Source organism: Pantoea sp., assembly GCF_032114055.1.
Lineage (GTDB): Bacteria > Pseudomonadota > Gammaproteobacteria > Enterobacterales > Enterobacteriaceae > Pantoea.
In genome coordinates, this window is record NZ_DAMCTB010000008.1 from 170,577 (window position 1) to 189,690 (window position 19,114).

The 19,114-nt window shown below is 57.1% G+C and carries 19 protein-coding genes; 5 read left to right on the forward strand and 14 right to left on the reverse strand.

Annotated elements, in window-relative coordinates; translation table 11 throughout:
• Positions 1-212: 212 nt before the first annotated feature.
• The gene (locus RT657_RS14565; RefSeq protein ID WP_313655309.1) at positions 213-2,153 is read left to right on the forward strand and encodes a bifunctional 2',3'-cyclic-nucleotide 2'-phosphodiesterase/3'-nucleotidase; all 1,941 of its coding nucleotides are present in this window, start codon (positions 213-215) and stop codon (positions 2,151-2,153) included.
• Between the two features lie 44 nt (positions 2,154-2,197).
• Here RT657_RS14565 and fklB read toward each other — a convergent pair whose 3' ends face one another.
• Positions 2,198-2,818 (reverse strand): FKBP-type peptidyl-prolyl cis-trans isomerase, encoded by a 621-nt coding sequence (gene fklB / locus RT657_RS14570; protein WP_313655310.1) that lies wholly within the window; start codon positions 2,816-2,818, stop codon positions 2,198-2,200.
• 219 nt (positions 2,819-3,037) lie between these two features.
• Here fklB and RT657_RS14575 point away from each other — a divergent pair, with 219 nt between their 5' ends.
• A complete protein-coding gene (locus RT657_RS14575) occupies positions 3,038-3,718 on the forward strand; it encodes an OapA family protein (RefSeq protein WP_313655311.1) in 681 nt (226 codons plus the stop codon).
• A gap of 80 nt (positions 3,719-3,798) precedes the next feature.
• Here the strand turns inward: RT657_RS14575 and rplI are convergent, their stop codons facing one another.
• From rplI to rpsF, 4 genes are read right to left on the reverse strand one after another with little or no spacing between them, the layout of a single operon-like run.
• Positions 3,799-4,248 carry a 50S ribosomal protein L9 gene (gene rplI, locus RT657_RS14580; RefSeq protein ID WP_058956512.1) on the reverse strand — a complete coding sequence of 150 codons (450 nt, stop codon included), beginning with the start codon at positions 4,246-4,248 and terminating at the stop codon, positions 3,799-3,801.
• Between the two features lie 39 nt (positions 4,249-4,287).
• Entirely contained in the window at positions 4,288-4,515 is a 228-nt protein-coding gene (gene rpsR / locus RT657_RS14585) for a 30S ribosomal protein S18 (protein ID WP_002210155.1), read from the reverse strand.
• A 4-nt stretch (positions 4,516-4,519) separates the two neighbouring features.
• Positions 4,520-4,837 carry a primosomal replication protein N gene (priB, locus tag RT657_RS14590; RefSeq protein WP_013359169.1) on the reverse strand — a complete coding sequence of 106 codons (318 nt, stop codon included), beginning with the start codon at positions 4,835-4,837 and terminating at the stop codon, positions 4,520-4,522.
• Between the two features lie 6 nt (positions 4,838-4,843).
• Positions 4,844-5,239, reverse strand: a complete 396-nt coding sequence (gene rpsF, locus RT657_RS14595) for a 30S ribosomal protein S6 (protein WP_009087450.1) — start codon at positions 5,237-5,239, stop codon at positions 4,844-4,846.
• A 404-nt stretch (positions 5,240-5,643) separates the two neighbouring features.
• On the opposite strand from rpsF, the gene RT657_RS14600 reads away from it, so the two are divergent.
• Complete coding sequence (locus RT657_RS14600; protein ID WP_313655314.1) at positions 5,644-5,850, forward strand: hypothetical protein; 207 nt, start codon at positions 5,644-5,646, stop codon at positions 5,848-5,850.
• 45 nt (positions 5,851-5,895) lie between these two features.
• On the opposite strand, the gene yjfP is transcribed toward RT657_RS14600, so the two are convergent.
• Positions 5,896-6,645 (reverse strand): esterase, encoded by a 750-nt coding sequence (yjfP, locus tag RT657_RS14605; protein WP_313655316.1) that lies wholly within the window; start codon positions 6,643-6,645, stop codon positions 5,896-5,898.
• A 158-nt stretch (positions 6,646-6,803) separates the two neighbouring features.
• On the opposite strand from yjfP, the gene RT657_RS14610 reads away from it, so the two are divergent.
• The gene (locus RT657_RS14610; RefSeq protein ID WP_313655317.1) at positions 6,804-8,735 is read left to right on the forward strand and encodes a Cache 3/Cache 2 fusion domain-containing protein; all 1,932 of its coding nucleotides are present in this window, start codon (positions 6,804-6,806) and stop codon (positions 8,733-8,735) included.
• 56 nt (positions 8,736-8,791) lie between these two features.
• The gene (bsmA, locus tag RT657_RS14615; protein WP_313655319.1) at positions 8,792-9,118 is read left to right on the forward strand and encodes a biofilm peroxide resistance protein BsmA; all 327 of its coding nucleotides are present in this window, start codon (positions 8,792-8,794) and stop codon (positions 9,116-9,118) included.
• Here bsmA and RT657_RS14620 read toward each other — a convergent pair.
• From RT657_RS14620 to hflK, 8 genes are all read right to left on the reverse strand, one after another.
• Positions 9,092-10,720 carry an isovaleryl-CoA dehydrogenase gene (locus tag RT657_RS14620; RefSeq protein WP_313655320.1) on the reverse strand — a complete coding sequence of 543 codons (1,629 nt, stop codon included), beginning with the start codon at positions 10,718-10,720 and terminating at the stop codon, positions 9,092-9,094. The genes bsmA and RT657_RS14620 overlap by 27 nt on opposite strands.
• A gap of 220 nt (positions 10,721-10,940) precedes the next feature.
• Entirely contained in the window at positions 10,941-11,675 is a 735-nt protein-coding gene (rlmB, locus tag RT657_RS14625; RefSeq protein ID WP_313655321.1) for a 23S rRNA (guanosine(2251)-2'-O)-methyltransferase RlmB, read from the reverse strand.
• An 81-nt stretch (positions 11,676-11,756) separates the two neighbouring features.
• Positions 11,757-14,252, reverse strand: coding sequence for a ribonuclease R (rnr, locus tag RT657_RS14630; RefSeq protein WP_313655322.1), 2,496 nt, complete (start codon positions 14,250-14,252; stop codon positions 11,757-11,759).
• Positions 14,253-14,268: 16 nt separating this feature from the next.
• Positions 14,269-14,712, reverse strand: a complete 444-nt coding sequence (nsrR, locus tag RT657_RS14635; protein ID WP_313655324.1) for a nitric oxide-sensing transcriptional repressor NsrR — start codon at positions 14,710-14,712, stop codon at positions 14,269-14,271.
• 218 nt (positions 14,713-14,930) lie between these two features.
• On the reverse strand, positions 14,931-16,229 hold the full coding sequence (locus RT657_RS14640; RefSeq protein WP_313655325.1) for an adenylosuccinate synthase: 1,299 nt from the start codon (positions 16,227-16,229) through the stop codon (positions 14,931-14,933).
• A gap of 166 nt (positions 16,230-16,395) precedes the next feature.
• Positions 16,396-16,596: a DUF2065 domain-containing protein gene (locus RT657_RS14645; RefSeq protein WP_313655326.1), complete on the reverse strand. Its 201-nt coding sequence runs from the start codon at positions 16,594-16,596 to the stop codon at positions 16,396-16,398.
• Between the two features lie 56 nt (positions 16,597-16,652).
• Positions 16,653-17,657, reverse strand: coding sequence for a protease modulator HflC (gene hflC / locus RT657_RS14650; protein WP_313655329.1), 1,005 nt, complete (start codon positions 17,655-17,657; stop codon positions 16,653-16,655).
• A 3-nt stretch (positions 17,658-17,660) separates the two neighbouring features.
• Positions 17,661-18,899, reverse strand: a complete 1,239-nt coding sequence (gene hflK, locus RT657_RS14655; RefSeq protein WP_313655330.1) for an FtsH protease activity modulator HflK — start codon at positions 18,897-18,899, stop codon at positions 17,661-17,663.
• Positions 18,900-19,114 lie beyond the last annotated feature (215 nt).

A 19,114-nucleotide genomic window follows, 5' to 3' on the forward strand; every position in this document is an offset into this window, starting at 1 on the left:
TTTAACCGGTTACAGAGCGAACCAATTTATAGATATATCAATACCATAGTTGCCGGTTTATCGCTATGCCTGCCCCTGTGTACCGCTGTTGTATCAGAATCTGCCGCAGGCCGATCGGCCAAAACGTTATATCCATCACGATTTAAAATGACTATCTGTCACGCTTTTACATTATTTTGAGAGCCTTAAATTAATCTGCAGCAGGAGCAAGCATGTTTAAGCCCGGAATGATGTTACTGGCCCTGAGCATTTCCGTCGCCACACAGGCCGCAACGGTGGATTTGCGGATACTGGAAACCACCGATCTGCACAGCAATATGATGGATTTTGACTATTACAAAGACACGCCAACCGAGAAGTTTGGCCTGGTGCGCACCGCCACGCTGATTCATGCTGCGCGCCAGGAGGTGAAAAACAGCCTGCTGGTCGATAACGGCGACATCATTCAGGGCAGCCCGCTGGGCGACTATATGGCCGCAAAAGGCTTGCGCGAGGGCGAGATCCACCCGGTCTACAAGGCCCTCAACACGCTGGATTACAGCGTCGGCAACCTCGGTAACCACGAGTTCAACTATGGCCTGCCCTACCTGAAAAAAGCGCTGGCGGGCGCCCGCTTCCCCTATGTAAACGCCAACGTGATTGACGTGAAGAGCGGTAAACCCCTGTTCACGCCCTACCTCATCAAAGCCACCCAGGTTGTCGATCGCGACGGCAATACGCAGACCCTGAAGATAGGCTATATCGGCTTTGTGCCACCCCAGATCATGGTGTGGGATAAGGCCAACCTGCAGGGGAAGGTGCGGGTCGATGACATTACGGAGACGGCACGCCGCCTGGTGCCGGAGATGCGGGCGCAGGGCGCAGACCTGATTATCGCCATTCCCCATTCGGGCCTCAGCAGCGAGCCCTGGCACGCCATGGCCGAGAACTCGGTTTACTACCTCAGCCAGGTGGAAGGCATTAACGCCATCCTGTTCGGTCATGCGCATGCCGTTTTCCCCGGTAAGGATTTTGCGGGCATCCGGGGCGCTGATATCACACAGGGCACGCTGAACGGGATCCCGGCGGTGATGCCGGGCATGTGGGGCGACCATCTCGGCGTGGTTGACCTGGTGCTGAGCAATGAAGGTGGGCACTGGCAGGTGAGTAGCGGTAAAGCCCAGGCGCGCCCCATCTACGATACTGCCGCGAAGAAGTCGCTGGCGGCGGAAGATCCTGCGCTGGTGAAAGTCCTGGCTGACGATCACCGCGCTACCCGGGAGTTTGTGGCGAAGCCTATCGGCCGCTCTGCCGACGTGATGTACAGCTATCTGTCGCTGGTGCAGGACGATCCAACGGTGCAGATCGTTAACAATGCCCAGCGCGCCTACGTTGAGCACTTTATCCAGGGCGATCCGGACCTGGGCCGCCTGCCGGTCCTCTCTGCGGCCGCGCCGTTCAAAGCGGGCGGACGTAAAAACGATCCGGCCAGCTATGTGGAAGTGGAAAAAGGCGCGCTGACCTTCCGTAACGCTGCCGATCTCTATCTCTATCCGAACACCCTGGTGGTGATGAAAGTCAGCGGCGCGCAGGTCAAAGAGTGGCTGGAGTGTTCCGCCGGGCAGTTTAACCAGATCGACCCACATAGCCCGAAAACGCAGTCGCTGATCAACTGGGATTTCCGCACCTATAACTTCGATGTGATCGATGGCGTCACCTATCAGATCGATGTGACCCAGCCTGCCCGCTACGATGCGGAGTGTCAGCTGATCCATCCGGAGGCGTCACGTATCCGTCAGCTGAGCTGGCAGGGCAAGCCTGTCGATCCGCAGGCAACCTTCCTGGTGGCGACCAATAACTATCGCGCCTATGGCGGTAAGTTTGCCGGCACCGGCGATCGGTACATCGCGTTTGCCTCGCCGGATGAGAACCGCGCTGTGGTGGCCGCCTACATCAGCGCGGAAACCAAAGCGCACGGTGAAGTGCAGCCAAAAGCTGACAATAACTGGCGGCTGGCGCCGATAACCTCCTCCACACCGCTCGATATTCAGTTCGAAACGGCACCGGGTGAGAAAGCGACCGGGTTTATTCAGCAGCATGCGCAATATCCGCTGCAGCCCAAAGGCACAGATGCGACGGGCTTTGCGTTGTGGCAGGTGAATTTACAGCAGTAACAGGCGGGGGAAACGCTGCAACCCGCGGGTTGCAGCGTTGAAGATTACAGAATTTCCAGCAGTTCGACTTCGAAGACCAGGGTGCTGAATGGCGGGATAGAGGCACCCGCGCCACGCTCGCCGTAGGCGAGATTCTGCGGGATCACCAGTTCCCATTTCGAGCCAACCGGCATCAGAGTCAGGGCTTCGATCCAGCCTGGGATCACGCCGCTTACCGGGAATTCTGCCGGTTCACCACGCGCAACGGAGCTGTCGAACACGCTGCCGTCGATCAGTTTGCCCGTGTAGTGAACGCGAACGCGATCCTGACGTGATGGGATAGGGCCTTCGCCCTGCGTGATCACGCTGAATTGCAGGCCCGATTCGGTGCTGTTCACGCCTTCACGCTGCGCATTTTCCTGCAGGAAGGCCTGACCTTCTGCAGCCATCGCTTCGGTGCGCTCACGACGCACGCCTTCAGCGCGTTCATGCACCTCACGCAGTGCGCGATGAACCACATCAACCGGAACGGCCGGCGAGTTCCCTTCCAGCGCGTCGCGCAGGCCCGCGAGCAGTGCTTCTGGCTGCAGCCCCTGCAGACCAGATTCCAGCAACTGCTGGCCAACCTGTAAACCAATACCGTAACTTGCTTGTGCTTCGACGCTGTCGAAAGAAGGGGTAGTCATCTTCGTTCCTTTCACTCTCGGATAAATTCGAACCGGCAGCATAGCAGCGCAGGCCGCTGGCGTAAAATGCCCTGCATCGCAGATGACTTTTACTGATGAAAAGGAAACAATAGAGCCGTCAATTTTATGAATGCTGGCAGGCACTTCGCGCCAGTATTGCCCATACTATAACTATTGATGGGATTTACCCGTCTTAAGCATACGAATAAGAGAGTCAACATGGGCCAGATTGCCCCACGCCGTCGCAGGATGCGTGCAACACATACCGTTTCCCGGCTGCAGGCCTGGCTGGCCGCACGCAGGCCACAGCGGCCTGCAGGAGAGGAGGAACCCCGAATGGCTTCAGACGCGTCGTCCCGCCTGCCAGCATGGCTTCAGCGTATCTGGCATTTTACCGATCACATCGGCTGGATGGATCCGCTGCCTGCGCCACACCGGCGCGGCATCGTGCTGGCCCTGCTGGTGATACTGGTCGCGTTTCTCTGGCCCGCCAGCACGCTGCGCTATCCCGTCGAACAGCCCGCGACGCCCTCTGCAGAAAAAGAGGTGCCGATGCAGGCGGATATCTATGATAACAACGGCGGCAGTCGTCAGCCTTCTTCTTCCGCATCACAGCCGACACCAAAAGCCGATTCTCAGGGGGCATGGCGCAGCCTGACCATCACCTCGGGTCAGACACTGGCGCAGCTGTTTCGCGACAATAGCCTGCCGGTGAATGATGTGTTTGCGATGGCACGGGTGGAGGGTAACGATCAGCCGCTGAGCTCACTGAAAAGTGGTCAGCAGGTGAAAATCCGGCAGGATGCACAGGGCACCGTGACGGGTCTGACGGTCGACAGCGCCAGCGGCCCGGTTCTCTTTACCCGTCAGCCAGACGGCAGCTTTATCCGGGCGCAGTAAACCGCGGCAGATGGTAAACCATAAAAACAAAAACGCCGGCACAGGGCCGGCGTCTTTTTTGTCGTGCTTAGTTAATTAAATTAACCAGCAACAACTTTTACGGTCAGCTTAGCGAATACATCGCTGTGAACCTGGAAGTCCACTTCATGCTCACCGGTGGTACGCAGAACGCCGTTCGGCAGACGAACTTCGCTCTTCGCTACGTCAACGCCAGCTGCAGTAACTGCATCAGCGATGTCGCGGGTACCGATTGAACCGAACAGTTTACCTTCATCGCCTGCTTTAGACGTGATGGTCACGGTGCCCAGTGCATTGATCTTCTCAGCGCGTGCAGTAGCTGCAGACTGAACGTCAGCCAGTTTGGCTTCCAGTTCAGCGCGACGTGCTTCGAAATACTCAACGTTTTTCTTAGTGGCAGGAACAGCTTTGCCCTGTGGCACCAGGAAGTTACGAGCGTAGCCCGCTTTAACGTTAACCTGATCACCCAGGCTGCCTAGGTTTGCTACTTTATCAAGCAGAATAACTTGCATTACCTTATCCTCTTAAAGTCGTTAATGGACAGTTGCCGATTACTGATGACGATCAGTGTACGGCAGCAGAGACAGGTAACGCGCGCGCTTGATGCAGCGAGCCAACTGACGCTGGTATTTTGCACGAGTACCGGTGATACGGCTCGGGACAATTTTACCGCTTTCGGTAATGTAATTTTTTAACGTTGCGATGTCTTTGTAATCGATCTCAACAACGCCTTCCGCGGTGAAACGGCAGAACTTGCGACGACGGAAATAACGTGCCATTAGGCTAGTCTCCAGAATCTATCAATTCAATCTGCTCGGCATGGAACACCACTTTGCTCTGGCCATTTCGTGCCTGATGGCAACTAATGAAACCGTCGAGTGTGAGTTGCGTGCCGACCGTTATATGTTGAGTAATCACCTGATGGGCGCTGCCGCTGATAATCACAGGCATACGACACCAGGCTTGCCGGTGAAACCCGGCCTCCTCCTGCACTGAGCGGTGCTCAAGCACAAACTGACAGTGCGGAATTCCTGACGGACTCACTCTTCGAACCGGTGTCCTGCACACAGTGCCTGACAGGCGAAGCCGATTGACCGTCACGATGGATTACTCTTCAGAATCCCCAGCATCTGACTCATCAGCGGATTCGTTAGCAAAATCTTCGCGACGATCACGACGCTCATCTTTCGCTTTAACCATCGGTGATGCTTCAGTTACCGCGTGTTTAACGCGCATAACCATGCTACGGATAACGGCGTCGTTGAAGCGGAAGTTCGTTTCCAGCTCATCGATCGCTTCCTGCGGCGCTTCAACGTTCATCAGAACGTAATGCGCTTTGTGCAGTTTGTTGATCGGGTAAGCCAGCTGACGGCGGCCCCAGTCTTCCAGGCGGTGAATCGTGCCCTGTGCACCAGTGATAGCACCAGTGTAACGCTCGATCATGCCAGGAACCTGTTCGCTCTGGTCAGGATGAACCATAAATACGATTTCGTAATGACGCATCGAAATTGCTCCTTACGGATTATTCAGCCTCCTGTCGGGGTCAGCCGCGGCCCATGGAAGCAAGGAACGTTATAGGCTGTGTCCCACAAAGGTTCGCCATGGCGAGCAGTTGTGGGACACAGCCTGAGAATGCGGCTGAAAAATTGACGCGTAATCATACTGGTGACCGCGCCCGAACTCAAGCGCACATTTAAACAAATCGCGGACGTCGTGCCAGAACCTGTGGCTTTTTGTGCTAATGACGGGAATACAGCCGCTTAATCGGGGCTTGTTCAAAAAGGCTGATGATGAGGTTCAAGGGGGTCCGCTGGCGATAATGTCGCCGATCGCTAAAATTAACTGAGACGCTGCCGGTGCTTGTGCCGCCGCGTTCAGAGTGTATTCCCTGAAGTGAGGAGTCGGACATGAAAAGGTTCGTCATCGCCACCTTCCTGGGTCTCTTCCTGTCTCTACCCGCTCTTGCCAGCCACGCTGACTGTGCGCAGCAGATAAGAAGTCACAGCAGCGAAGTGGCATCGGGTTACGTCTACGTTAACCGGCTCGATACGCCGGAAAGAAACCCGGTCAGCGTACCCGCCAGCCTCGCGGATAAGGCATCTGCGCACTGGTAAGGCCGTAATGTCACGGGCGGCAGCGCCACGCGCCGCCCGTCTGTTTTACAAATGGTGGGTGAAAAAGCTCACCAGCGCCGTCAGGGCCGACGGGGTGATCTTATGCCCAATCGCTTTTTCGGAGAGTACGGTCAGATGCTGCGCCAGCCCGTTGTCACGCAGCGCCCTTTCCAGCCGCACGCTTTCCGCCCAGGGCACGACCTCATCTGCCTCACCATGCCACAGCAGCAGTGCACGATCTGCCAGGGCTTCCAGCCGGTTGCAGGGGTCATACGCCGCCAGCGGGGCCATGCGGGCGGCAAACTGTGCCTGCCCTGCCGGCGTGTCAGTCACCCGCGGCGGAAACAGCGACTGGCTGAGCTGCATAAAATAGCCCGAACCCATCATACAGGCGACACTCTGGATCTGCGGATAGCGTGCCATCGCGCCCAGCGCGGTCATGCCGCCCATTGATGCCCCCGCCACCGCAAAACGTCCCTCCGCGATCAGGTTGCTGCCACGCAGCGCGGCTTCCAGCTGCGGCAGCTCATCAATGTTCTGTTTCAGGATCTCCCAGAAGCGATCGAGACGGGTCTCTGCGTCACCGTAATAACGCGCACCGTGCAGCTCGGCGTCCGGCATCACCGCCCGGAATCCCGCCTGCGCCAGTGCCACGGCGAAGTAGGCATAGACCTCTTTAGACGAGGTAAAGCCGTGATAAAACAGCACGGTGGGCAGCGGCTGATGTCGTTGTCCGGCGGGCGCGGCGTGCAGGCATTCGATACCGGCCAGCGTGTCGGTGGTGAGTTCGATCATGGTCTCTCCTGAAAGGGGCAAAGCAGGGCATTCAAGTCTACGTGCTGCACAGGCGTTTGCGAAATCTCCTGTGCGGCAGACGTCGTTATCATCACGCTAAACTTTTCCTGCGCGTTGCCGTTGATGGTGTACCCCTCTAACTTATTCAAAGGTAATTTATGAAGCGTCTCTCTCTCAGCGGACTGAGTCTTGGCGTTAAGCTGTCAGTTATAACGTCCCTGAGCGTTGCGCTGCTGTTGCTGGTTCTGACCCTGACTCAGAGCCATAACGCCTCGCGCCAGCTGGAAAACCTTGCCATCGATGACATGCACAATCAGGTGCAGGGCATCAGTGAAATGGCCTCCATGTTCAATGCCACCCTGACCGAAGAGGTGACACACTACACCAGTCTGTTTACCAGTTTCCTGCCTAAGCGTTTCAGCCTGGATGAAACCGCCAGAGTGCAGGTGGGCGACTTCTCAACGCCGGTGCTGCGCGCCGGATTAAAGACACTGAACCTCGATCAGACTGCCGTCGACGATTTCACCGAACGCACCGCCGCCGTCGCTACCATTTTCGTGCGTGACGGCGATGATTTTATCCGTATCTCAACCTCGCTGAAAAAAGAGGATGGCAGCCGCGCGATTGGCACACGGCTCGACCGCAGCGGTGCGGCATGGAAAAGCGTTCATCAGGGCAACGTCTATCAGGGCCTGGCGACGCTGTTCGGCCATCGCTACATCACACAATATCAGCCGGTCAGAGATGAGCGTGGCAACGTCGTCGCTATCCTGTTTGTCGGCGTCGGCATTGATAAACAGTATGCGCTGATGCGTGAAAAGATCCTGGCGCGCCGGCTAAGCGATAGCGGCCGCTTCTTTGTGCTCAACGGCACGCCCGGCAAGACACAGGGCCAGTATCTGTTCGCACAGGAAGATGAAGGAAAACAGCCCGCGTGGGACAGCGCTATTTTAGCGCCGCTGCTGACGCAGCCGCAGGGTATGCAGCAGGTGGAGATCGATGGTGAGCAAAAGATCCTGGCCTGGCAGCAGCTGCCGGGCTGGAACTGGGTTATTACCGGCGAAGTTAACCGGGCCAGCCTGCTCGCCCCCATCATGCAGAGTCGGGATCTGTTCCTGATTACCGGACTGGTGCTGGTGGTGATCTTTGCGCTGGGGTTTGTCTGGTATAGCCGTCGGGCGATTACCCGTCCACTGCAGCAGGTTATTCATCTGGCGGAGCAGTACGCTGCCGGCAATCTGCAGGTCCATCTGGACACTCCGCGCCGTGACGAAGTGGGCCAGCTGATCATCGCCATTAACGGCATTGGCGATGGCCTTGAGAAAATCGTCAGCCAGGTACGTGGTGCCGCGCAGGAGATCAGCCAGGGCACCGACACCATCGCGGCCAGCAGCCATAACATCAGCGAGCAGATCGGGCGTCAGGCCAGCAGCGTGGAGGAGACGTCCGCCAGCATGGAGCAGTTTGGCGCCACGGTTGAGCACACCGCAGACAGCCTGCGTCAGGCGATGTCACTGGTCGCCGAAGCCAGCGAGATCGTCAGCCACGGCAGCCAGACGGTGATTCGGTCGGTCAGCACCATGTCGGCCATTAAGGTTTCCTCGCAGAGCATTGCGGATATTACGCACGTCATTGAGTCTATTGCCTTCCAGACCAATATCCTGGCGCTGAACGCGGCAGTGGAAGCCGCGCGCGCTGGTGAACAGGGACGCGGTTTTGCGGTGGTCGCCGCCGAGGTGCGTGCGCTGGCGCAGCGTTCTGCACAGGCCGCTAAAGAGATCGATGGGCTGATTGCCACCTCCATCGGCAACGTGGCGGAAGGTCATCAGCTGTCTGAGCAGACGCGCGATGCGATGACCGACATTGTGACGCACATTGAGCAGGTGCAGGCGCTGATGGGCGAGATCAACGTGGCGGCGCAGCAGCAGGCGGCGGGCATCGGCCAGGTTAATCTGGCGATGAACCAGATCAGCCAGGCCACGCATCAGAACAGCGAACTGGTGGCCCAGGCGGAGAACAGCGCACAGAGTCTGAGCGATAAAGGACATCACCTGACGCAGCTGGTCAGCGTTTTCAGCCTGAAATCCTGACGACGTTCAGGGCGATGACATACACTTACTGTTTCGTCCTGAACAGGGGTTTTGCTATGCGTTCCGCTTATTTACTGGTGATGAGCCTGCTGCTGGCAGGCTGTTCCACACTGGAAACGACGCCCAAAGCGCCGCCTGCGCCGACATCGCAGGCGCAGGAGATCTCACGGGCGCAGAGTGGCGGTTTACCGAAGCTGGGCAACATTACCGTCAACGTGCATGGATCGCCAGATGATGCGCAGCGGGCCGTTGCCGCGCAGGCGAATCAGGCTGGCGCCGCTTACTACCAGATTGTGATGCTGAGCGAAACCGTCATGCCGGGCTTGTGGTACGCCAGCGCCATCCTCTATGGCACCTCACCGGCCGCAGGCGCGCGCCAGTAGCCGTTCGGTTACGACCGGATCGAGCGGACGCAACCCGCGGGGATCGAGCCACTGCTGGCACCAGGCATCGGCCAGCGGCGGTTCGGCATATTTCAGCAGCTGCGCGCCCGTCGCCAGCTGCAGCAGCGCGCGGGTCACCTCGCGCGCCTGCTCTTCGGGCACCTGACGAAGTTTCAGCCGCAGCTGACGCCAGCGGGCATCAAAGTGACGATTGCTCCCTTTCACCGCCTCAAATTCCTGATTCAGCATCGCCATCACCTCTCCATGACGGGCGAGCACGCGCAGGACATCCAGACACATGACGTTACCCGATCCCTCCCAGATGCTGTTCACCGGCATATCACGATAGAGACGAGGCAGCTCACTCGCTTCGCAGTAGCCGACACCGCCCAGCACTTCCATCGACTCCGCCACAAACGGCATCCCTGCTTTGCAGATCTGATATTTCGCCGCGGGCGTCATGAGCCGGGCAAAGGTGACCTCATGCGCGTTTGCCGGTTGTGACCAGGCGCGCGCCAGCCGCATCAGCAGCGCGGTTTGTCCCTCCAGCTGTAACGCCTGCCGGGCAAGCACCTGACGCATCAGAGGCTGTTCCAGCAGCGTTTTGCCCAGCACCTGACGCTGATGCGCATGCCAGAGCGCCACCGAAAAGGCGCGGCGCATCTGCCCATGGCTGCCAAGCGCGCAGTCGAAGCGCGTCATCCCGGCCATTTTCAGGATCAGTCGTACGCCCTCACCCTCTTCCCCCAGCAGCCAGCCGGTGGCGTCGCGGAACTCCACCTCGCCGCTGGCGTTAGAGCGATTGCCCAGTTTATCTTTCAGCTGTTCAAGCTGAATGGCGTTACGTGTCCCGTCAGGCAGCAGGCGCGGCAGGAAAAAGCAGCTTAATCCGGCAGGCGTCTGAGCCAGCACCAGATGCGCATCGCTCTGCGGCACGGAGAAGAACCACTTGTGCCCGGTCAGCCGGTAAGCTTCACCGGGGCCGCGTGCACCGAACGGTTCCGCGCGGGTGGTGCTGATAAGCAGATCGCTGCCGCCCTGCTTTTCTGTCATCCCCATCCCGATCAGCAGCCCCCGTTTCTGGTCGCCAGGCTGGGCATGGGTATCGTAACGATCGCTGAGCAGCGGATCGATCCAGTCTTCAAACCGGGCGGGCAGCCAGCGCTGAAGCAATGGAATCGCAGCATGCGTCATCGTCATGGGGCAGAGCGTGCCCGCCTCTACCTGGGCGTGCAGGATAAAGCGTGCCGCGCGCGCGACACCCGCCTGCTCACGCACTGTTGGTTGCCAGCTGAGGTTATGCAGCCGGCTGGCACAGACGCCCTGCATCAGTAAGTGCCAGGCGGGGTGAAAACGGACCTCATCCAGACGTTCGCCCCGGGCGTCGTAGCGCAGCAGTTCGGGCGGTTCCGCGTTGGCAAGCCGGCCCAGCTCCAGCGACTCGGCACTGCCCAGCTGCTGCCCCACCGACGCCAGCCATTCCCGATCCCAGCCGGCACCTTCGCGGGACAGCGCCTCGCCGAGCGGCGTATCAGACAGGAAGAGGTTGCTGTTGCTCAGAGGATGAGGCTGATTAAAAACGGTGTGTGTTGTCCAGGTCATAACCACTCCTTACGGAAGTCACTCAGTCAGTATACCCGTCGTCTTTCAAGCTGCATTTTTGTTGGCTGCGTTCACTCACCCGAATCACTTACTCATGTAAGCTCATCGGGATTCGTTCTCTTGCCGCCTCAATGCAACCCGAAATCCTTTGGGTATATACGAATGACGCGCAGTTATGCCTGGTACAGAAACTAATGTGTGGCGGGGATCACAGGGAAAATCAGGCGTTGCGCTGGCGCACCGCTTCGAACAGACAGACACCGGTTGCGACCGACACATTCAGTGAAGAGACGCTGCCTGCCATCGGAATGCTGATCAGCTCATCACAATGTTCACGGGTCAGACGACGCATCCCTTCGCCTTCCGCACCCATCACCAGTGCCATCGGGCCAGTCATTTTGCTCTGGAAAACCGTATGGTCGGCCTCACCTGCGGTACCGACCACCCAGATGTTGTACTCCTGCAGCAGACGCAGCGTACGGGCCAGGTTGGTAACGCGAATCAATGGCACACTTTCGGCTGCACCACTGGCCACTTTTTTAGCGGTGGCATTCAGCGGCGCAGAACGATCTTTTGGCACGATGACCGCGTGTACGCCCGCTGCATCGGCGCTGCGCAGGCAGGCCCCCAGATTGTGCGGATCGGTGACGCCATCCAGCACCAGCAGGAACGGTTTTTCCAGGCTCTGCAGCAGGTCCGGCAGGTCGCCCTCCTGATACTGACGGCCAGGCTTGACCCGGGCGATAATCCCCTGATGGACACCCCCTTCAACCTGGCTGTCGAGCCATTTGCGCTCCGCCAGCTGAATCACAATCCCCTGAGCTTCCAGCGCGGCAATGACAGGTTGCAGGCGACGGTCGTCGCGGCCTTTGAGGATAAAGACTTCCTGGAAACGTTGTGGACTACGTTCCAGCAGCGCCTGCACGGCGTGGATACCAAAAATAATTTCGCTCATCGATCTGCTCAGTGTTTGGATAGGAATGAATAACCGCCCTCTCTTGGCAAAGAGAGGGCGGATGCGCGTATCAGATCAGACTCAGCTCTCAGGCTCAGCCTTTTTTCTGGCGCGCTTCGCCTTTGTGGCGGCGGCGATTTTACGGGTTTTTTCCGAGACGTTTTTACTTTTTTTCCCGCCACTCTCGGCAGCGGGCTTGCCCTTGTTGCCGCGGAAGGCAGCATCCGGCTCGAAATTCGACTTTTTGCTCACGTCACGACGACGCTTCGCAGGCGCCTGACCGTCACGCTTCGCCCGGTCACGAGCGGTTTTTCCTTCACCGCGAACCTGACGCTGGCTGGAGATCAGAGCGAAGTCGATCTTACGCTCGTCCATGTGGACCGCTTCCACCCGCACTTCGACCGCGTCACCCAGACGATAGGTGCGACCACCAGATTCGCCGATCAGACGCTGCCCCACCGGATCAAAACGGTAGTAGTCGTTGTCGAGCGTCGAAACATGGACCAGACCATCAATGAAGAGATCGCTTAAGCGGACAAAGAAACCAAAGCCGGTAACGCTGGAGATCACGCCGTTGAAGACGTTGCCAACCTGATCCTGCATGAAGTCACACTTGAGCCAGTCCGCAACGTCGCGCGTTGCTTCGTCGGCGCGGCGTTCAGTCAGGGAGCAGTGGAGGCCCAGCTGCAGCATCTGCGGCATATCGTAGTGATAGCCGCCGGTCGCCGTTGTCATATCGCTGGCTACGCTGCGCTCTTTCGGCATCAGGTATTTGATCGCGCGCTGCACCAGACCTTTTCCCTGATCCTGCTCTTTGGCCAGCAGATATTTAATGGCGCGGTGCAGCGTCAGGTCCGGATAACGACGAATCGGTGATGTGAAGTGGGCATACGACGAGAGCGCCAGACCAAAGTGGCCACGGTTTTCCGGATCGTACACAGCCTGCTTCATAGAGCGCAGCAGCATGGTTTGCAGCATTTCTGCATCAGGACGGTCGGCGACCTGCTTCAGCAGAGCCGCATAATCGACCGGCTGCGGTTTGTTGCCGCCAGGCAGGCTCAGACCCAGCTCGTTGAGCACGGTCCGGAAGCTCTTGATGCTCTCATCCGTCGGGCGATCGTGATCGCGGAACAGCGCAGGCTCCTGGTTTTTCTCCACAAAGCGTGCCGAGGCGATGTTAGCCAGGATCATGCACTCTTCAATCAGCTTATGCGCATCATTGCGCGACGCACGTTCAACGCGCTCAATACGACGCTCGGCGTTGAAGATAAACTTCGCCTCTTCCGTTTCAAAGGAGATGCCGCCGCGCTCTTCGCGCGCCGCATCCAGCACCTGATAGAGGTTGTGCAACTCTTCCAAATCTTTCACCAGCGGCGCATAGTGCTGACGTAACTCTTTGTCGCCCTGCAGAATGTTCCAGACTTTATTGTAGGTCAGACGCGCATGGGAGTTCATCACCGCTTCGTAGTGTTTAAAGCCGGTGAGTTTACCTTTGCTGGAAATGGTCATTTCGCAGACCATACAGAGGCGGTCGACCTGCGGGTTGAGTGAACAGAGGCCATTCGACAGCACTTCCGGCAGCATCGGTACGACCTGTGACGGGAAGTAGACCGAGGTACCACGCTGGTGCGCTTCGTTATCCAGAGGCGTGCCCGGACGAACGTAGTAGCTGACATCAGCAATAGCGACCCACAGACGCCATCCGCCACCGCGTTTCTTCTCGCAGTAGACGGCATCGTCAAAATCACGTGCATCTTCACCATCAATGGTGACCAGCGGCAGCTTACGCAGATCGACGCGGCCTTTTTTCGCCTCTTCCGGCACCTCTTCTTTCAGCTGGCTGACCTGCGCTTCCACTTCTGGCGGCCAGGTGTGTGGGATTTCATGGGTGCGCAGCGCCATATCCACGGCCAGGCTGGTGCCCATATCATCGCCCAGGATCTCCGTCACCTTACCGATCGCCTTGCTGCGACGGTTAGGACGCTGAACCAGCTCCACCACGACCACGGAACCCATACGGGCGTTCATCGTCTCTTCTGGTGGGATGAGAATATCGAAACTCAGACGGCTGTCGTCCGGTACCACGAAGCCGGCTCCGGCATCGGTAAAGTAGCGGCCGACGATCTGATTGTTGCGTGGCTCCTGCACGCGAACCACGCGCGCCTCGCGACGGCCTTTGCGGTCAGCACCCAGCGGCTGCGCCAGGATCACATCCCCATGCATGCAGAATTTCATCTGTTCAGCAGACAGGTAGAGGTCATCTTTCTGACCTTCAGCCCGCAGGAAGCCATAACCATCACGATGGCCGATAACTTTACCGCGCAGGAGGTCAAGGCGTTCTGGCAGCGCATAGCACTGACGGCGGGTGAAGACCAGCTGACCATCACGCTCCATTGCGCGAAGGCGGCGACGCAGCGCCTCCAGGTGCTCTTCGTTGTGCAGGTTCATCTCTTCAGCCAGCTCTTCACGGCTGGCCGGTTTTTCACGTTTCTCTAACAGCGCCAGAATGAATTCCCGGCTTGGAATAGGATTTTCGTATTTTTCAGCTTCTCTATCCTGAAAAGGATCTTTTGACATAACGGTTCCTCCGATGTCATTTAATATTTGATTCCGCTGGCGACAGGGACAGAATGATTTCATAAAGTGGCGTATTCCCTTCGACCAAATCTGCCAGCGTATAGCTATCCAGCTCCTGCAAAAATCGCTGCACTGCATCATGCAGCGCCTGCCTGAGTCGGCAGGCTGGCGTAATGGCACAGGAGGCGCAATCCACTAATTGTAGTGGCTCCATTTTTCGTACGACATCGCCGATGACAATCTCACGGGGCGACATTCCCAGACGAATCCCTCCGTTCTTACCGCGTGTCGCAGCGACGTAGCCTTCCCGGCTCAGCTGATTAATGATTTTGACCATGTGGTTACGTGACAAACCGTAGGTGTTCGTCACTTCGGTAATATTGGTCTGCTGGCCTTCGGGCAGAGAGGCCAGATAAATCAGGGCCCGCAGGCCATAATCAGTAAAACTTGTGAGCTGCACAGTAACCTCAGTAAAACTTCAGGCACGACATCGTGCGAATCGCTTTACGGTTGATGTCTGGATTAAATTGGATCGTCATTCAATTAACTACGATGATAAACCAGAGTCTGATTTGACGTGCGTTTTTTTCAGCCAGCACAGGATTTGACAAGCGAAGGGAGATTAAGTGGCATCAGAGAGTGGAAAAACAAGGGCCGGACAGTGTCCGGCCTGAATGATTATGCGTCAAATGGGTCGCGCAGAATCATTGTTTCACTGCGATCGGGACCGGTTGAGATGATATCAATCGGTACGCCGGTAACCTCTTCCACACGCTTGATGTAATCACGCGCAGCCTGAGGCAGGCCTTCCAGCGTCTTCACGCCAAATGTTTTCTCGCTCCAGCCTGGCAGAGTTTCATAGATCGGCTCAATGCCTTCCCAGTTCTCTGCGGCCAGCGGCGTGCTGGTCACTTCGCGGCCATCAGGCATACGGTAAGCTACACAGATTTTTACCTCTTTCAGGCCATCCAGCACGTCCAGCTTAGTCATGCAGAAACCTGACAGGGAGTTAATCTGAACCGCGCGGCGAACAGCGACCGCATCCAGCCAGCCGGTGCGACGACGACGTCCGGTGGTTGCGCCAAACTCATGGCCCTGCGCACAGAGGAATTCGCCGGTTTCATCAAACAGTTCGGTCGGGAATGGACCTGCACCTACGCGGGTTGAGTACGCTTTTACAATACCCAGTACGTAGTCGACATAACGCGGACCCATGCCTGAGCCGGTTGCCACGCCGCCCGCAGTGGTGTTGGATGACGTCACATAGGGATAGGTGCCGTGATCGATATCCAGCAGCGTACCCTGTGCACCTTCAAACATAATCAGATCGCCACGCTTACGCGCAGTGTCCAGCAGTTCTGAGACGTCAACGACCATACCTGTCAGAATGTCTGCAACTTCCATGACATCGCTGAGCACTTTGTCGAAGTCGACTGCCGGCTCTTTGTAGTACTCGACCAGCTGAAAGTTGTAGAAATCGACGACTTCTTTCAGCTTGGCAGCAAAGGTTTCTTTGTTAAACAGGTCGCTGACGCGCAGCGCGCGGCGTGCCACCTTATCTTCATAGGCTGGTCCGATGCCGCGACCCGTGGTGCCAATCGCTTTTGCACCACGTGCACGTTCACGCGCCATATCCATCGCAACGTGATATTGCAGGATCAGCGGACAGGCCTCAGAAATCAGCAGACGTTCGCGTACCGGAATTCCGCGTGCTTCCAGACCTTTCATCTCTTTCATTAAGGCTTCAGGAGAAAGCACTACGCCGTTACCAATGATGCTGGTTACGTTATCGCGCAGAATGCCAGAAGGGATCAGGTGGAGGACGGTTTTTTCACCGTTGATGACAAGCGTGTGGCCCGCATTGTGGCCGCCTTGATAACGCACAACGTAATTCGCGCGTTCAGTCAGAAGGTCTACAATCTTACCTTTACCTTCGTCACCCCATTGGGTGCCCAGTACGACGACGTTCTTACCCATTTCTCAAAATCACCGATTGCTTAAAAAAGGATTCTACCATCTGATCCGGCGGTTTTCAGCACTTTTAGCATACGATTGCGCGCTTTTTTGCCTGAGTTTTGCTCACTACAACATGTTGGGGAAAAGAGGGGCAGAAAGCACAATTTAGGCGGTCTTAACCGTATGCTTACAGATTGCCGTGCAGGCTGAGCATACAGTAAATCACCATGCCTGCGACGACCAGTCCGCCGCCAAAGCGGTGTAGCAGACGGTCGGGCAGCCGTGAGACCGTCAGGATCCAGCGTCGCCAGGCGCGTGGCATAAACATCGGCCCTAACCCTTCCAGCACTAATACCAGTGCCAGCGCCATCCAGATGCTTGTTTTCATTCTGATACCCAAAAAAAAGGCCGACAACATTGTCGGCCCACAGGTTATATCAGTTCTTAACGTGTCGCGTTAGAGGGCGCCTTCATATATCGGAAGAAGTCGCTATCCGGGCTTAACACCATAACATCCTGATTTTCGCTAAAGCTGTTTTCGTAAGCACGCAGGCTGCGGATAAAGGCGTAGAAATCAGGATCCTTGCTGAACGCATCTGCAAACAGCCGGGCCGTTTCTGCATCGCCATCACCGCGGGTAATCAGGGCTTCACGCTGAGCTTCAGCCAGTGTACGTGTCACCTGATAATCCGCCTGGGCGCGCAGCTTTTCCGCTTCTTCCTGACCCTGCGAACGCTGACTACGTGCTACCGCTTCACGCTCTGCTCGCATACGGTTGAAGATGGCGTCTGAAACTTCGGTCGGCAGGTTGATCTGCTTGATACGCACATCCACCACCTGAATACCCAGTGCCGCCATGCTGTTCGGGTTCGGTGCTGGCTCATTGCTGTTGGTTTCACGCTCGACACGCGCCGCAGCGCTGGCAATCGCGTCATCCGCTGCTGGCGTAGCGATTTCATCATCACTGCCTGCAGAACCGGTGTTCAGCGCATCGCGGACATCCGTCGTCAGGCGGCCACGGGAGTCGGTGACGATATCTTTCACATCCAGACGACCCATTTCAGAACGTAAGCGGTCACTGAACTTACGTTTCAGCAGCACTTCCGCCTGAGAGACATCCCCACCCCCCGTTGCCAGGTAGTAGCGACTGAAGTCACTGATACGCCATTTGATGTAGGAGTCCACGATCAGATCTTTCTTCTCTTTAGTCACGAAGCGATCGGCCTGATTGTCCATGGTCTGAATACGTGCATCCAGGGTTTTCACCGTTTCCAGGAACGGGATCTTAAAGTGCAGACCCGGCGCAAATACCTGCGGCTTGTTTTCGTCATCGCGCAGGACTTTACCAAAGCGCAGGACGATGCCCCGCTGCCCTTCCTGTACTACAAACAACGACGCATAGAGCGCCACCAGCACAACAATGATCAAAAATACTATTGGCTTACGCATCGATTACTCTCTCCCTTCGCGCTGGCTGTCGCTGCGCTGAGCATTTGCCCGACGCTGATCCATGATGTTGTCCGGACTGTATGACGACGTGTCATTGCGGCTCGCGCTGCGATCGGAGATAGCAGGCAGAGAAGCACTGTTCGCACCTTTCTGACCCGTGTGACCCGATGAAGCCTGACCGCCACGCATCAGCTGATCCAGCGGCAGCATCATCAGGTTATTGCCCCGATCGTTAACCAGAACTTTACGGGTATGACTCAGCACACGTTCCATGGTTTCGATATACAGACGCTCTTTGGTGATTTCCGGTGCGGCTTTATACTCCGGCAGGATTTTAGCAAAGCGCGCCACTTCACCCTGCGCTTCCAGAACGGTCCGCTCTTTGTAAGCACGCGCCTCTTCCAGAATACGTTGCGCCTGACCATTTGCGCGCGGCTGCACTTCATTCGCGTAAGCTTCAGCTTCACGGACGTATTGCTCACGGTTTTCGCGTGCGGCAATCGCGTCATCAAACGCGGACTTCACTTCTTCCGGCGGCCGTGCAGCCTGGAAGTTAACGTCCAGCACCGCGATGCCCATGTTATAAGGGCGGATGGTCTCGTCGATTTCACGCTGGGTATCACTACGCACCACGGTACGGCCTTCGGTCAGGATACGGTCCATGGTAGAACGGCCAATCACGCCACGCAGCGCACTGTCCGTAGCCTGACGCAGGCTGTCATCCGCGCTGGTGACCGCATACAGATAACGTTCCGGGTCGGTGACGCGGTACTGCACGTTCATTTCGACGCGGACCACATTCTCATCCGAGGTCAGCATCACGCCAGAGGCCGCCAGTTCACGCACCGATTCGACGTTAACTGCACGCACCTGATCGATAAAGGTTGGCTTCCAGTTCAGGCCCGGTTCGACCAGATGACTGAATTTGCCAAAACGCGTGACCACACCGCGTTCCGCTTCTTTAATGGTGTAGAAACCGCTGGCAGCCCAGATGACGACCGCAGCAACCGCCACGATGCCAACGATTTTACCGCCGCTGCCAGAGCTGCGCTGACCGTTGTCGCTCTGTTTGCCACCACCCAGTCCGCCAAGCTTCTTGCTCAGCTTACGGAAGATATCATCCAGATCAGGAGGTCCGGACTCCCGTCCTCCCTTATTCCCCCCAGAGTTGCCGCCTTGATTATTGCTGCTTCCCCACGGGTCGCGGTCCTGTCCGTTATTTCCGGGCTGATTCCACGCCATGTTTCTACTCCATTTATTGTAATTACGGTTTTTACCCTTCATTTTTCGGATTGCAGCAGTACTGGCTGCCTTCGTTTACTCCGGTCCCTTACCTGCGTAAGCGCCCGAAGATAAACTCCGTTGCCGCCTTGCTGAAATCCGAGCTACCCGGGTAAATCCTGCGTATTCGGTCATGCAACGAAAATGCGACAATCTTCCATTTTTAGGGTAAATGC